The 14850-nt window shown below is 45.0% G+C and carries 15 protein-coding genes; 14 read left to right on the plus strand and 1 reads right to left on the minus strand.

The window, feature by feature from the left end; all coding sequences use genetic code 11:
- Window positions 1-132: 132 nt before the first annotated feature.
- Window positions 133-804: a 7-carboxy-7-deazaguanine synthase QueE gene (queE, locus tag AAC853_RS10350; RefSeq protein WP_338884558.1), complete on the plus strand. Its 672-nt coding sequence runs from the start codon at window positions 133-135 to the stop codon at window positions 802-804.
- A 34-nt stretch (window positions 805-838) separates the two neighbouring features.
- Here queE and queD read toward each other — a convergent pair whose 3' ends face one another.
- Window positions 839-1201 (minus strand): 6-carboxytetrahydropterin synthase QueD, encoded by a 363-nt coding sequence (queD, locus tag AAC853_RS10355; RefSeq protein ID WP_340614523.1) that lies wholly within the window; start codon window positions 1199-1201, stop codon window positions 839-841.
- Window positions 1202-1477: 276 nt separating this feature from the next.
- Between queD and cysJ the strand changes: the two genes are divergently transcribed.
- The 13 genes from cysJ (at window position 1478) to AAC853_RS10420 (ending at window position 14775) form a co-directional block, all read left to right on the plus strand.
- Entirely contained in the window at window positions 1478-3286 is a 1809-nt protein-coding gene (gene cysJ, locus AAC853_RS10360; RefSeq protein ID WP_340614524.1) for an NADPH-dependent assimilatory sulfite reductase flavoprotein subunit, read from the plus strand.
- Window position 3287: 1 nt separating this feature from the next.
- Window positions 3288-5027 carry an assimilatory sulfite reductase (NADPH) hemoprotein subunit gene (gene cysI, locus AAC853_RS10365; protein ID WP_338884563.1) on the plus strand — a complete coding sequence of 580 codons (1740 nt, stop codon included), beginning with the start codon at window positions 3288-3290 and terminating at the stop codon, window positions 5025-5027.
- Window positions 5024-5758, plus strand: a complete 735-nt coding sequence (locus AAC853_RS10370) for a phosphoadenylyl-sulfate reductase (protein ID WP_273560160.1) — start codon at window positions 5024-5026, stop codon at window positions 5756-5758. Before cysI ends, AAC853_RS10370 begins: the two co-directional genes overlap by 4 nt.
- A 267-nt stretch (window positions 5759-6025) precedes the next feature.
- The gene (gene cysG, locus AAC853_RS10375; RefSeq protein WP_340614525.1) at window positions 6026-7447 is read left to right on the plus strand and encodes a siroheme synthase CysG; all 1422 of its coding nucleotides are present in this window, start codon (window positions 6026-6028) and stop codon (window positions 7445-7447) included.
- Window positions 7448-7457: 10 nt separating this feature from the next.
- Entirely contained in the window at window positions 7458-8366 is a 909-nt protein-coding gene (gene cysD / locus AAC853_RS10380) for a sulfate adenylyltransferase subunit CysD (RefSeq protein WP_340614526.1), read from the plus strand.
- An 11-nt stretch (window positions 8367-8377) separates the two neighbouring features.
- Entirely contained in the window at window positions 8378-9820 is a 1443-nt protein-coding gene (cysN, locus tag AAC853_RS10385; protein ID WP_340614527.1) for a sulfate adenylyltransferase subunit CysN, read from the plus strand.
- The gene (cysC, locus tag AAC853_RS10390; protein ID WP_338884569.1) at window positions 9821-10420 is read left to right on the plus strand and encodes an adenylyl-sulfate kinase; all 600 of its coding nucleotides are present in this window, start codon (window positions 9821-9823) and stop codon (window positions 10418-10420) included.
- Between the two features lie 213 nt (window positions 10421-10633).
- A complete protein-coding gene (ftsB, locus tag AAC853_RS10395; RefSeq protein ID WP_099141990.1) occupies window positions 10634-10927 on the plus strand; it encodes a cell division protein FtsB in 294 nt (97 codons plus the stop codon).
- 32 nt (window positions 10928-10959) lie between these two features.
- A complete protein-coding gene (ispD, locus tag AAC853_RS10400) occupies window positions 10960-11745 on the plus strand; it encodes a 2-C-methyl-D-erythritol 4-phosphate cytidylyltransferase (RefSeq protein WP_340614528.1) in 786 nt (261 codons plus the stop codon).
- Window positions 11742-12215 (plus strand): 2-C-methyl-D-erythritol 2,4-cyclodiphosphate synthase, encoded by a 474-nt coding sequence (ispF, locus tag AAC853_RS10405; RefSeq protein ID WP_189759508.1) that lies wholly within the window; start codon window positions 11742-11744, stop codon window positions 12213-12215. The genes ispD and ispF overlap by 4 nt, the downstream gene beginning before the upstream one ends.
- Window positions 12216-12234: 19 nt before the next feature.
- A complete protein-coding gene (gene truD, locus AAC853_RS10410) occupies window positions 12235-13281 on the plus strand; it encodes a tRNA pseudouridine(13) synthase TruD (protein WP_340614529.1) in 1047 nt (348 codons plus the stop codon).
- 109 nt (window positions 13282-13390) lie between these two features.
- Window positions 13391-14155, plus strand: a complete 765-nt coding sequence (surE, locus tag AAC853_RS10415) for a 5'/3'-nucleotidase SurE (protein ID WP_340614530.1) — start codon at window positions 13391-13393, stop codon at window positions 14153-14155.
- Window positions 14149-14775: a protein-L-isoaspartate(D-aspartate) O-methyltransferase gene (locus tag AAC853_RS10420; protein ID WP_338884573.1), complete on the plus strand. Its 627-nt coding sequence runs from the start codon at window positions 14149-14151 to the stop codon at window positions 14773-14775. The genes surE and AAC853_RS10420 overlap by 7 nt, the downstream gene beginning before the upstream one ends.
- Window positions 14776-14850: the final 75 nt, after the last annotated feature.

The raw sequence follows: 14850 nt of genomic DNA on the forward strand, positions 1-14850 counted from the left end.
TTTAGGCATACGATGCTCTGTCTGGCGTGAGATGCCAGCAAAAGCAACCAGGTACAATACCATAAAGATGGATGTTCGCGGGATAGATATCTGTAATAATAACGGGCAGTTTATTAAAACCAGAGTTTTTTTATGATTTACCCAATAAATGAAATCTTCCAAACTTTACAGGGAGAAGGCGTGTTTACCGGTGTACCTTCGGTTTTCGTTCGATTACAAGGATGTCCTGTAGGGTGCAGTTGGTGCGATACCAAACATACATGGGAAAAAGAGGCTGATAAACAGCAGCCGATGGAAAATATCTTACTGAAATCGCAAGAGAGCGATTTGTGGGGCGCTGCCAGTGCAAAACAATTACTGAGCATATTCACTCGTCAAGGTTACAGTGCGAAGCATATTGTCATTACCGGGGGAGAACCGTGCTTATATGACTTGCGTCCTTTGACTGAAACACTGGAAAGTGAAGGCTATCAATGTCAGATAGAGACGAGTGGTACACATGCTATTAAGTGTTCTGACAAAACGTGGGTGACGGTTTCTCCGAAAGTGAAAATGCGCGGAGGCTATCGGGTTTTACCTGATGCGATTAAACGCGCTGATGAAATTAAGCACCCTGTCGGGCGGCAGCGCGATATTGAAGCATTAGATGAATTATTGACTATGCTTGATGGAAATCCTACTCCGCTTATTGCCTTACAGCCGATCAGCCAGAAAGAAGATGCTACTCGCCTGTGCATCGAAACGTGTATTGCCCGTAATTGGCGTTTTTCGATGCAAACCCATAAATACTTAAATATCGCCTAAATCTCATTCAGCACCAGGCTCTGGTGCTGAATCCTTATTCTCCCCGATAGATACAACCTGCGCTACAAGTCTCTTTAACCATAACAGCACTGAGTTGAAGCAACGTCGGTTTTAACTTCTCCCAGATCCATTTGGCCAACACTTCGCTGGTTGGATTTTCAAGCCCAGGAATCTCATTGAGATAATGGTGATCGAGTTGTTCCCAGACAGGTTTAAAGGCAGCTTTGACATCGGCAAAATCCATGAGCCAGCCACTAAGTGGATTAACTTCTCCGGTGACCTCCAGACGTACCATAAATGAATGCCCATGCAAACGCCCACATTTGTGCCCTTCCGGTACGTGTGGAAGGTGATGTGCTGCTTCGAATTGAAAATCTTTAAAGATGGTTGTACTCATTGTGCTTTCCCCTGACTTCAAAAGGTCGGCTATTCTACCTGAACTTTGCGAGCTTAACGTGATTTTTCTGGAAGTAAAAAGCACAACGCTTAACGACTTTATTGATATATTAAATCTGTAAATAAAGTTAGGCATTTTGGTTATGAGATATTGCAATCCTTTCTTTAAATACAGCCCCCATTTTGGGATAACCTTAATCAATTCATGTTCATGACTGGATTGATTTTTGTATCTTTTACAACATGGATACTGGCTATAGCAAAAGGCACTGGGACAATGACCGCAAAACCACCTTCAATCGCATTACTACCTGTTTCTCCAGAACAATTATCACGCTTGCAGTCTGCAATTAGCGATTTTTCTCCCCATCAATTAGCTTGGTTGTCTGGCTACTTTTGGGGAATGGTGAATCATCAGCCACAAATTGGGGCAGAGACACCTGTCGTTTCTGCAAAAGAAACAGTGACTTTGCTTTCCGCATCGCAAACAGGCAATGCCCGTCATCTGGCTGAACAACTAAGAGATTCACTATTAGCTGAAAATATCAATGTAAACTTAATTAATGCGGGTGACTATAAATTTAAGCAAATTTCCCAGGAACGTGTATTGATTATTATTGCTTCAACGCAAGGTGAAGGTGAACCTGCCGAGGAAGCCGTAGCACTTCATAAGTATCTCTATTCTAAAAAAGCACCCTCAATGAAAGAGACGGTATATGCCGTATTTGCCCTTGGGGATACGTCGTATGAAAAATTCTGTCAGGCGGGGAAAGATTTTGACAGTCGTTTGCATGAACTGGGTGCTCAGCGCCTATTGGCTCGTGTTGATGTTGATGTGGAATACCAAGAACAGGCAGCTCAATGGCGTCAACAAATTACGGATATTTTGAAGCAACGTTTGTCAGTACAAGCAAAGACTGACGCTCCGATTATCACGCCACCTACTGTTTCTACGCATGTTAAAGAAGCCCAAACATATACTAAAGAAAACCCTCTAACGGCCTCTCTGTTGACTAACTGGAAAATAACGGGACGTGGTTCTGACAAAGATGTTCGCCATGTTGAAATTGATTTAGGGGACTCAGGGCTGCGTTATCAACCAGGAGATGCCCTGGGAGTCTGGTTTGAAAACGATCCGGCTTTAGTGGATGAATTAATAGCGCTACTTTGGCTGGAAGGTTCAGAGCAGGTCAATGTGCATGGAAAATCACTCCCACTGCGTGAGGCGTTGATTAGCCATGTAGAGTTGACTCAAAATACCAGTGTAATTGTTGGGAAATATGCAGCGTTGGCGAAAGATGAAAAACTGTTATCGCTAGTCGCTAACAAACAAGCCTTGCAGCAATATGCCCAGACAACGCCTATTGTCGATATGGTCAGGGCTGCTGCTTCACAGCCAGAAGCCCAACAATTTATTGATTTATTGCGCCCACTGACACCACGTCTCTATTCCATCTCCTCTTCACAATCTGAGGTGGAAAACGAAGTTCATATTACTGTTGGCGTTGTTCGTTATGACATTGAAGGGCGTGCCCGTACAGGTGGCGCGTCAGGTTATCTGGCGGATCGCTTGCAAGAAGATGACAGCATCCGCGTGTTTATCGAACAAAACGACAATTTCCGTTTACCGGCCGATCCTAATACACCAATCATCATGATTGGGCCAGGAACAGGGGTTGCTCCATTTAGGGCATTTTTGCAGCACCGAGACAACCAGGAAGCGGCAGGTAAAAACTGGCTGTTTTTTGGTAACCCCCATTTTGTGGAAGATTTTCTTTATCAGGTTGAATTCCAGCGTTATGTGAAAGAGGGCTTATTGACTCGCATTGATTTGGCATGGTCAAGGGATCAGCAGCATAAAGTGTATGTACAAGACAAACTGCGTGAACAGGGAGAAGAAGTCTGGCGCTGGATCCAGGATGGCGCCCATCTGTATGTCTGTGGCGATGCGAATCGCATGGCAAAAGATGTAGAACAGGCCCTATTGGACATCATTTCACAACATGGTGGTATGGATGCTGAACAGGCTGATGAATTCTTGAGTGAATTGCGCCTTGAGCGCCGTTATCAGAGAGATGTTTACTAATATGAGCAATGTGAGCAAAGAAAAAACAGATACCCTAATCGTTGAAGGAAAACTTGCAGACAGTGAACGCATGAAGTTGGACAGTAATTATTTGCGAGGAACGATCAGCGAAGATTTAAAAAATGGGCTGACAGGTGGATTTGAGGGGGATAATTTTCTCCTTATCCGCTTTCACGGCATGTATCAGCAAGATGACCGTGATATTCGGGCCGAGCGTATAGAACAAAAACTCGAACCACGCCATGCCATGATGTTGCGTTGTCGCTTACCGGGGGGGATTATTACGCCAAGACAGTGGCTGGGCATTGATCGGTTTGCGACAGAAAATACACTATATGGCAGTATTAGATTGACTAACCGCCAGACATTCCAGTTTCATGGGATCTTAAAAAACAATCTCAAACCAGCCCATCAATTATTAGCACATATGGGCTTGGATTCACTGGCTACTGCTAATGACGTCAATCGTAACGTGTTGTGTACGTCCAATCCGGTGCAGTCTGCTTTACACCAACAGGCCTATGAGTGGGCGAAAAAGATATCGGAACATCTGCTCCCTCGTACCAATGCGTATGCTGAAATCTGGTTAGATAAAGAAAAAGTTGCAACAACCGATGAAGAGCCGATTCTTGGCACCACTTATCTGCCCCGTAAATTCAAAACATCGGTAGTGATCCCGCCACAAAATGATGTGGATCTGCATGCCAACGATATGAACTTTGTTGCCATTGCGGAAAATGATCAATTAATTGGCTTTAACGTATTGGTGGGTGGGGGATTAGCCATGACCCACGGCGACAAAAAAACCTTCCCACGACTGGCGAGTGAATTTGGTTTTATTGCACAGGAACACACCTTGGCCATTGCAGAGGCGATAGTGACCACTCAACGTGATTGGGGTAACCGGACTGACCGTAAAAATGCGAAAACCAAATATACCCTTGAACGTGTAGGTATCGAAACCTTCAAACAAGAGGTTGAAAAACGTGCTGGTGTGAAATTTGAAGCTATTCGGCCATATCAATTCACTGGCCGGGGCGATCAAATTGGTTGGTTAAAAGGCATTGATGATCAATGGCACCTGACCTTATTTATTGAAAATGGCCGTTTGTTGGATTATCCCAACAAGCCATTAAAAACAGGGATTGCAGAAATTGCGAAAATCCATAAAGGCGATTTTCGTCTGACTGCCAACCAAAACCTGATTGTGGCAGGAGTGCCGGAGAGTGAAAAAACGCGGATTGAAGACATTGCCCGTGCTCATGGCTTAATTGACGATAGCGTGACTACTTTGCGTCACCACGCTATGGCCTGTGTTTCATTTCCTACCTGCCCATTAGCGATGGCTGAAGCAGAACGTTTCCTGCCGACTTTTGTCGATTATGTTGATGCGTTAATGGAAAAACATGGTGTGGGTGATGAAGAGATCATACTGCGTGTTACAGGCTGTCCGAATGGGTGTGGCAGGGCGATGCTGGCAGAAATTGGGCTGGTGGGTAAAGCACTTGATCGTTACAACCTGCATCTTGGTGGAAATCGCATCGGTGATCGCATTCCCCGCATGTACAAGGAAAATATTACATCAGCAGAGATCCTTGAGATACTGGATGAATTAATTGGTCGTTGGGCATCGGAACGTCATGCCAATGAATGTTTTGGTGATTTTCTGATCCGCACCGATATCATCAAGCCAGTATTGAATTCAGCCGTCGATTTTTATGATTGGCAGGAGGCAGTGTGAGCCGACTGAACTTATCGGAGCTGGTGGCACTGGCTCCAGAGCAGCAAATCACGTCATTGGCAGACATCAATCAACAACTGGAGATACTGGATGCTCGTGAACGTGTGAGATGGGCATTGGAGCATCTATCTGGCGAATTTGTGCTTTCCTCTAGTTTTGGTATTCAGGCGGCTGTCTGTTTGCATCTTGTGACACGGGAGTATCCTGATATTCCCGTGATTCTTACCGATACGGGATACTTATTTCCTGAAACTTATCAATTTATTGATAAACTGACTGAAAAACTCAACCTGAACTTGAAGATTTTTCGTGCAGAACATTCTCCCGCCTGGCAAGAAGCACGTTATGGCAAATTATGGGAACAGGGAATAGAAGGGATAGAACGTTATAACCAAATCAATAAAGTTGCGCCGATGAATCGTGCATTAGCAGCTCTGCAAGCACAAAGCTGGTTTGCTGGGTTGCGTCGCCAGCAATCAGAAAGCCGAACTAACTTACCTGTGCTGGCAGTTCAACGGGGAGTTTTTAAAATCTTGCCTATAATTGATTGGGATAATAGGCAGGTTCACCAATACTTGACCAAGCATAGCCTTGAATACCATCCATTATGGGAACAGGGCTACCTTTCTGTCGGGGATACGCATACCACCCAAAAATGGGAACCCGGTATGAGTGAAGAACAAACGCGTTTTTTTGGCTTGAAACGTGAGTGTGGTTTGCACGAAAGTTGAATTGATATTACAAATCTACTAGGCAGCGCTTCTCTCAAAAAGAGGCGCTGTTTTTTTATGCTGCATATCTTGCTTAATTGGCTCTATAACTTGCGAAAGAATTATCTTATGCGATTCAGGAACAAATAATTACTTTTTGTCATTTCATAACCTGATCACGGCCTCATATATTCATTCCTTGGTCATCATAATAATTAAGAGCTATATCCTTTGTGACCTGAAATCCATAGGGTTGAACATGAACAGGCTCTAACGCGGGATGGTATCGTGGATTATTTACCTTTATTTATTGAGCTTAAAGCCCGATCTGTATTGCTGATAGGGGGCGGAGAAATCGCCTCTCGCAAAGCAGACTTATTACTTCGTACTGGTGCAGTGTTAACGGTTGTTGCTCCTGAGCTACATGCAGAACTGCAACAACGCTATCAAAAAGGGGAAGTTGAGTGGTTACAGGGAACGTTTAAAACAGAATATCTTGATGGTGTATTTTTAGTGATTGCCGCCACCGATGATCACGACCTAAATCAGCATATTTTTACTGAAGCCAATAAGCGCGCTATTTTGACCAACGTTGTGGATAACCAACCGCTCTGTTCGGCCATTTTCCCCTCAATTATTGATCGCTCCCCGGTTATTGTGGCGATCTCATCGGCTGGAAAATCTCCGGTATTGACAAGATTATTGCGGGAAAAGCTGGAGTCTTTGCTCCCATTTAGCTTGGGTACGATGGCAAATATCGCGGGGCGCTGGCGCGAACGCGTGAAACAACGTTTTACTTCCATACGTCAACGGCGCCACTTTTGGGAAAAAGCGTTTAATGGGCGTTTTGCCACACTCATTGCCAATGGGCAATTACAGCAAGCAGAAGAGCAACTTGAACAGCAGTTGACACAAGGTGACTCTCATTCCCAAGGAGAACTTGCTCTGGTAGGCGCTGGACCAGGTGATCCAGGATTATTGACCTTAAAAGGCTTGCAAGTGATCCAGCAGGCTGACGTCATTCTTTATGACCATTTAGTGAGCGCAGAAATTCTGGAGTTAGTTCGCCGTGATGCAGACAAAATCTGTGTTGGAAAAAGAGCAGGTAATCACTCCGTAGCGCAGGAAGAAACCAACCGACTTATCATCAAATTAGCGAATCAGGGGAAAAAAGTGGTTCGCTTAAAAGGGGGCGATCCCTTTATTTTCGGCCGTGGTGGAGAAGAATTACAGATTGCGGCAGCAGCGGGAATTCCTTTTCAAGTTGTGCCTGGCATTACGGCAGCGGTAGGCGCTTCTGCTTACGCAGGTATTCCATTGACTCACAGAGAACACGCGCAAAGTGTCACCTTTATTACCGGACATTGCCGTGAAAATGGCAATGAATTGGATTGGCCAGCACTCGCGCGGGGCAATCAAACATTAGCCATTTATATGGGGATTATGAAAGCAGCCTTGATCAGCCAAAAGTTGATCTCACACGGTCGGGACAGCCACACCCCCGTTGCCGTGATTGGTTGTGGCACTCGTCCAGAACAACAAGTATTGACCGGAACCTTATCCGAATTGGAACGATTGGCACAAGAAGTTCCCTCACCTGCCTTACTGGTAATAGGAGAGGTGGCTCAACTCCACCATCAAATAGGATGGTTTGAAAGCGAAAACGCGGCTGATCAAGTAAATCCCCCTGCTGTGATTGATTTAGTATAAGGAGTGCCCAATGGACGAAAAAAGACTAACACACTTACAGCAACTTGAAGCTGAAAGTATCCATATTATTCGGGAAGTGGCTGCTGAATTTGCCAACCCCGTCATGCTCTATTCGATTGGTAAAGATTCCTCTGTAATGCTGCATCTTGCACGTAAAGCATTTTATCCGGGAAAACTGCCTTTTCCTTTATTACACGTAGATACAGGCTGGAAATTTCAGGACATGTATGACTTCCGTGATCGTACAGCGGAAAAATATGGTTTTGAGTTACTGGTTTACCGCAATCCACAAGGCGAGATGCTGGGAATCAATCCTTTTATTCATGGCAGTGCCAAACATACCGATATCATGAAAACAGAAGGATTGAAGCAAGCACTGGATAAATACGGCTTTGATGCAGCATTTGGCGGGGCGCGGCGTGATGAAGAAAAATCGCGAGCCAAAGAACGAATTTACTCATTCCGTGACCGTTCCCATCGTTGGGATCCTAAAAACCAGCGCCCTGAACTTTGGCGCAATTATAACGGCCAGATTAACAAAGGGGAAAGTATCCGCGTCTTCCCATTATCCAACTGGACCGAGTTGGATATCTGGCAATACATCTATTTGGAGCAGATCGATATCGTCCCCCTTTATTTTGCTAAATTTCGCCCGGTTGTTCAGCGTGAGGGGACATTAATTATAGTTGACGATGATCGAATTGACCTGAAAGCAGGGGAAGTCATTAGCCAGCGTAAAGTGCGCTTTAGGACACTTGGCTGCTGGCCGCTGACAGGCGCGGTGGAATCAGAAGCAGAAACGTTGCCGGAAATCATCGAAGAAATGTTGATATCGACCACTAGCGAACGGCAAGGGCGGCTGATTGACAGTGATCAGTCAGGTTCTATGGAGCTGAAAAAGCGCCAGGGTTATTTTTAAGGAGTCCAGATATGCCAGCACTTGCATATAATGAAACTATTGCTAGTCAGATCAAGCAACAAGGTGGAGTTGAAGCCTATCTTCGAATGCAGCAGGAAAAAGGATTACTGCGTTTTTTAACTTGTGGTAGCGTGGATGATGGTAAAAGTACCCTAATTGGACGTTTGCTGCATGATACCCGTCAAATCTATGAGGATCAGCTGGCAACTTTACAAAGCGATAGCAAGCGAATTGGGACTCAGGGAGAAAAGCTTGATCTGGCTTTATTAGTTGATGGATTGGCGGCGGAACGGGAACAGGGCATCACCATTGACGTAGCATACCGCTATTTTTCTACGGAAAAGCGTAAATTCATTATTGCGGACACACCCGGGCATGAGCAATATACCCGCAATATGGCGACAGGCGCCTCAACCAGTAATCTTTCTATTTTATTGATCGATGCACGCAAAGGTGTTCAGGAACAAACTCGCCGCCACAGTTTTATCAGTACCTTGCTGGGTATTCGTCACTTGGTGGTGGCAGTCAATAAAATGGATTTGGTTGGATATCAGCAAGAGATATTTGAACAGATCAAGCAAGATTATTTGAATTTCGCAGCACAATTACCTACTGATCTCACCCTCTATTTCGTCCCAATTTCGGCGTTGGAAGGGGATAACATCGTCACCCGCAGTGAAAAAATGGCGTGGCATACGGGAAAAACGCTACTGGATATCCTGGAATCCGTGGACGTAAAAACAAAAGCGACAGAACAGCCCTTGCGTTTCCCCGTACAGTATGTCAACCGCCCTGATCTTGATTTTCGTGGATATAGCGGCACATTGTCATCAGGGATCTTATGGCAAGGCCAGCAAATAAAAGTGATGCCATCTGGTGTGATTTCTACGGTAGAAAGGATCGTCACGTTTAATGGTGATCTCAGATTTGCCGTACCTGGAGAGGCTATTACCCTCGTATTAAAAGATGAAATAGATATTAGCCGTGGTGACTTATTGATTGCTGTTGACGCTCAAATGAGCGCAACCCGCCACGCTTTGGTTGATGTCGTCTGGATGTCAGAACAGCCACTGATTCAAGGGCAAAGCTTGGATATCAAAGTCGCGGGTAAAAAAAGCCGTGGCAAAGTCGAGAATGTTCAATATCAAGTGGATATTAACAACCTGACACAGAAAGTTGCGATTGAATTACCCCTCAATGCCATTGGGCGGGTGGAATTTTCATTTGATGAACCTTTATTGCTCGACTGCTATGCGCAAAATGCAGATACCGGTGGCATTATCCTGATTGATCGTCTGACCAATGTGACCGTAGGAGCGGGATTGGTGCGTGAAATCCAGGCAGATGTTTATGAAGAGCCGAAAGAATACAGTGAGTTTGAGCTGGAGCTTAACCAATTAGTTCGTCGCCACTTCCCGCACTGGGGAGTACGTGATCTATTGGGAGGAAAATAAGTGGATCAGAATAATATCGTCTGGCATTCACATGTTTTGGACAGGTCACAGCGGGAAAGTGCAAATGGGCATCCTGCACGGGTGATTTGGTTCACAGGGCTGTCTGGTTCAGGAAAATCCACCCTTGCAGGAGCATTGGAGCAGGCATTGTTTGCACAGGGAATCAAAACGTACTTACTGGATGGGGATAATGTCCGTCATGGCCTGTGCAGTGATTTGGGCTTTTCTGAAATAGATCGGCAGGAAAATATCCGGCGCGTCGGTGAAGTTGCAAAATTGATGGTTGATGCGGGATTGGTTGTCCTGACAGCATTTATTTCCCCCCATAGAGCAGAACGGCAAAAAATACGCGAACTCATGGAAGAGGGGCGCTTTATTGAAGTGTATGTCGATACGCCATTGGAGATCTGTGAGGCTCGTGATCCCAAGGGACTATATAAAAAAGCACGAGCGGGAGAATTACGTAATTTCACCGGAATTGATGCAGCCTATGAAGCTCCCGAACAGCCAGAAGTCTATTTAGAGGGTTCACAGTCTGTAGAATCTTCGATTGAAAAACTGCTGTTTGCCTTGAAAAATAATAATATCCTGCCAACTTAACGACCAAACCCAACAAACTGTTATGAAACACATTATTATTGTTAGTGAAATAATGTGTTTCTACACTCATTTAATGCAATGCATTTCTACTATGTCGTGCAATCCTGTTTTGCAAGAGGCTTTTTTTGCGAATGGTTTTGTAAATGGTTTTGTGAGAGTCAGTGGCGTCATGCTTTCAGTTGTGGGATGATTAGCAGGTTTTCAGGGGGGGAGATGGGCAAACTAACGCTACTATTATTGGTTCTGCTGGGGTGGTTACAGTATTCACTGTGGTTCGGCAAAAACGGTATTCATGATTATGTGCGGGTTAAGGCTGAAGTTGATAAACAAGAGGTTGATAACTTAAAACTAAAAGCACGTAATGACCAGTTGTTTGCTGAAATTAAGGATCTTAAAGGGGGGCAGGAAGCGATTGAAGAACGCGCTCGTAATGAATTGGGCATGATTAAACCGGGAGAATCTTTTTATCGTATGGTGCCTGATACCTCAAAGCATAATGCGCAATAACCGTTAAATCAAAACAGTAAATAATAATCGAAATGAATAAGTCACAACTTCATTCCCCTGCTGAAATTATCGCCTTGATCCCTGCTGCGGGTATTGGTAGCAGGATGAAATCAGATTGCCCAAAACAGTATCTGAAAGTTGCCGGAAAAACAATTCTTGAACATACCTTAGCAGCATTGTTTGAGCATCCTTGTATACAACGCGTCATTATTGCGCTGAATCCAGCTGATACCCAATTTGCGCAATTGCCTGTCGCTTCTGATCCAAGAATTACGACAGTTATTGGCGGTGAAGAGCGAGCTGATTCGGTTCTGGCTGGGTTGGATTATCTGGCTAGTTTGCCCACAGGCACAGACAGGACAAGCTGGGTTTTAGTGCATGATGCAGCCCGTCCTTGTCTCCATCGAAATGATCTCGATAGCCTGTTGCGGATTATTGATCACAATGCAGTCTCTCCTGACATATGTGGTGGATTATTGGCATCACCGGTGAGAGATACGATGAAACGCATGGTATCGCTACCAGTCTCAGAGTCACCCACAATTGACCACACATTGATTGCGCATACCGTTGACCGTAACGGGCTGTGGCATGCTCTGACGCCACAATTATTCCCTTTGCAGTTATTGCGTGATTGTTTGATCAAGGCCCTTGCAGATCAAGCCTGTATCACCGATGAATCTTCGGCACTTGAGCATTGTGGTTATCGTCCTGTGCTGATTAATGGACGGGCGGATAACATAAAAGTGACTCAACCTGAAGATTTGGCATTGGCTGAATTTTACCTATCCCAAAAAGCTAAGGAATCTATCGTATGAGAATTGGACATGGTTTTGATGTGCATAAATTTGGTGGAGAAGGGCCATTGATCATTGGCGGTGTCCGCATTCCTTATGAACAGGGATTAATTGCTCATTCCGATGGGGATGTCGCCTTACACGCTGCTACAGATGCTCTATTGGGCGCGGCAGCCTTGGGAGATATTGGTAAATTATTTCCCGATACCGATCCTGCCTTCAAGGGGGCGGATAGTCGTGAATTACTGAAAGAAGCCTATCGCCGTATCCGTGCGAAGGGCTATCGGTTAGGCAACCTGGATATCACCATTATCGCACAGGCACCAAAAATGTTACCGCATATTCCCCAGATGCGGGTTAACCTGGCGGAAGATCTTGAATGCCATATGGATGATATTAACGTTAAAGCGACAACAACAGAAAAACTGGGATTTGTTGGTCGTAAAGAGGGTATTGCCTGCGAAGCGGTTGCTTTGTTGGTAAAAGAATAAGCGGGTAAAAGAAATAAATATGACATTGAGTGAATTACATTGGCTTTATGGCCGGCCGGAAGCGACCGGTATTGTGAAAGCCACACCAGAAGATTTTATTGTTCGCGAAGATTTGGGATTTTCTCCTGATGGCGAAGGCGAACACTTAATGGTCCATATCCGTAAAACAGGATGTAACACCCAATTTGTCGCGGATCATCTTGCCCGTTTTGCCAAAATACCGGCACGCTCTGTCAGCTATGCGGGGTTGAAAGATCGCAGTGCAGTGACAGAACAGTGGTTCTGTTTGCATATACCGGGGAAACAAGATCCAGATTTCACGGTATTTCAACTTGAGGGTTGTGAAGTGCTGGCAACTTCCCGCCAGAAACGCAAGCTACGAATTGGCGCATTGAAAGGCAATGACTTCACACTGGTATTAAGGGACATTTCTGACCGGCAATCAGTGGAAAAGCGTTTGCAGCAGATAGCGCAAACTGGTGTGCCGAATTACTTTGGTGAACAACGTTTCGGGCGGGATGGCCAAAATTTAGTCCAGGCTCAACGCTGGGCAGCTAATGAAATCCAAGTCAAAGAACGTAACCGGCGTAGCTTTTATCTTTCTGCTTGTCGCAGCGCGATGTTTAATACTGTTGCCAGCAAACGTATTGCCCAAAATGGACACCAAAAGGTAAAAAATGGCGATGCATTACAATTAACGGGGCGCGGTAGTTGGTTTGTGGCTGATGAATCTGAATTATCGGTATTGCAGCAGCGAGTTGTGGATGGAGAGTTACAGATAACAGCACCTTTACCGGGTGACAAAGCATTAGGAACACAATCTCAGGCCCTGGATTTCGAACAACAATGTTTATTGGATTACGAAGCACTTTGGGCGTTAGTTAAACGTGAGCGTGTGGAAAGCTCTCGTCGGGCAATATTGGTGCAACCGCTTAACCTGCGTTGGGAATGGCAAAATGACCAAACTGTCATTCTGCATTTCTCTTTGCCATCTGGTAGTTTTGCAACCAGTGTTGTTAGGGAATTGATCAATCAGGATCTTGGTTCTTCCCTTGATGTGGCTTGAATGCAAAGCACTCTACAAAACTGTTAACGTCATGCTAAGATCAAACACACGCAGGGTAAATCACCCTATTAAATTATTTTATTTTTATTAAAATCAATGAGATATATCAATGTTACGGATATTGCTGAGCAACGATGATGGTGTCACCGCACCGGGTATTCAAACCTTAGCGGCTACATTGCGGAAACACTACCATGTGCAGGTAGTTGCACCTGACCGTAACCGTAGTGGTGCGTCGAATGCCTTAACGCTGGATCGTCCTTTGCGCATCAACACACTGAACAATGGTGATATTTCTGTTCAGGAAGGTACACCGACGGATTGTGTCTATTTGGGTGTGAATAATCTGGTACGTCCTCGTCCTGACATTGTCGTTTCTGGTATCAACTGTGGTCCTAACCTTGGTGATGATGTGATTTACTCTGGCACGGTCGCGGCTGCAATGGAAGGACGCCACTTAGGTTTACCCGCATTGGCGGTATCACTCAATGGTGACCAACATTATGAAACAGCGGCAGAAGTGGCCGTGCGTTTATTAGCTTTGCTGCAAAAATCCCCATTGAGAACGGGCAATATTTTGAACGTTAATGTCCCTGATATTCCCATTGAACAAATCAAGGGGTTTCGGGTGACCCGATGCGGTTGCCGTCATGCTGCTGAGCAAGTCTATGCCATGGAAGATCCCAAAGGTAATATGCTTTATTGGCTAGGCCCTCCGGGAGAAAAAAGTGATTTTGGGCCAGAAACAGATTTTGCTGCGGTAGAAGAAGGATTTGTCTCCATTACCCCTTTGCAAGTAGACTTAACAGCTTATAAAACCCAAGAGCTGATAAATGATTGGTTGGCAAAAGTCGGGGATATTGGGGAATGTTAAACCGATCAATAAAAAATTTTCTGGCGCAATTGCGTCAGCAAGGAATTCACAATGAACACCTGTTGGAGGTTATAGGCAAAGTACCTCGAGAATGTTTTGTTGATGAAGCTCTCGCCCATAAGGCATATGAAAATACCGCACTGCCTATTGGTCATGGGCAAACGATATCCCAACCTTATATTGTCGCTCGCATGACAGAGTTGCTGAATTTGACCCCTGAATCCAATGTATTGGAAATTGGGACAGGATCAGGTTATCAAACAGCAATACTTGCTCACTTAGCCAGACGTGTTTTTTCCGTGGAGCGGATTAAAGGATTACAGTGGCAGGCTAAGCGCAGATTGAAGCAACTCGACCTACATAATATCTCAACCCGCCACGGTGATGGCTGGGAGGGATGGCCATCAAAAGGACCCTTTGATGCTATCATTGTCACAGCTGCGCCACCAGAAATTCCACAGGCATTACTCCATCAACTTGCCGATGGAGGCGTGATGGTTTTGCCTGTGGGCGAGCGTACTCAGTTACTGAAAGTGGTACATCGTTATGGTAATGATTTTCATGGCGACGTTATCGAACCAGTCCGTTTTGTACCCCTAATTCAAGGCGAGCTAGCATAATCAGCTAATTTATTTGAGGGGGTCAAATTAGCTGTTATTTTTTCTGAAATTAAGCAAAATGTTTCGCTTTAAGTC

This window comes from Xenorhabdus thailandensis (assembly GCF_037996785.1).
Taxonomy (GTDB): Bacteria; Pseudomonadota; Gammaproteobacteria; order Enterobacterales; family Enterobacteriaceae; genus Xenorhabdus; species Xenorhabdus griffiniae.

What these genes read in the sequence shown, in the direction of transcription:
- cysJ (WP_340614524.1), top strand. Translation starts at nt 1,478, where the DNA reads ATGACCGCAAAACCACCTTCAATCGCATTACTACCTGTTTCTCCAGAA.
- queE (WP_338884558.1), top strand. Translation starts at nt 133, where the DNA reads ATGATTTACCCAATAAATGAAATCTTCCAAACTTTACAGGGAGAAGGC.
- cysN (WP_340614527.1), top strand. Translation starts at nt 8,378, where the DNA reads ATGCCAGCACTTGCATATAATGAAACTATTGCTAGTCAGATCAAGCAA.
- queD (WP_340614523.1), bottom strand. Translation starts at nt 1,201, where the DNA reads ATGAGTACAACCATCTTTAAAGATTTTCAATTCGAAGCAGCACATCAC.
- AAC853_RS10420 (WP_338884573.1), top strand. Translation starts at nt 14,149, where the DNA reads ATGTTAAACCGATCAATAAAAAATTTTCTGGCGCAATTGCGTCAGCAA.
- ftsB (WP_099141990.1), top strand. Translation starts at nt 10,634, where the DNA reads ATGGGCAAACTAACGCTACTATTATTGGTTCTGCTGGGGTGGTTACAG.
- surE (WP_340614530.1), top strand. Translation starts at nt 13,391, where the DNA reads ATGTTACGGATATTGCTGAGCAACGATGATGGTGTCACCGCACCGGGT.
- ispD (WP_340614528.1), top strand. Translation starts at nt 10,960, where the DNA reads ATGAATAAGTCACAACTTCATTCCCCTGCTGAAATTATCGCCTTGATC.
- ispF (WP_189759508.1), top strand. Translation starts at nt 11,742, where the DNA reads ATGAGAATTGGACATGGTTTTGATGTGCATAAATTTGGTGGAGAAGGG.
- truD (WP_340614529.1), top strand. Translation starts at nt 12,235, where the DNA reads ATGACATTGAGTGAATTACATTGGCTTTATGGCCGGCCGGAAGCGACC.
- cysI (WP_338884563.1), top strand. Translation starts at nt 3,288, where the DNA reads ATGAGCAATGTGAGCAAAGAAAAAACAGATACCCTAATCGTTGAAGGA.
- cysD (WP_340614526.1), top strand. Translation starts at nt 7,458, where the DNA reads ATGGACGAAAAAAGACTAACACACTTACAGCAACTTGAAGCTGAAAGT.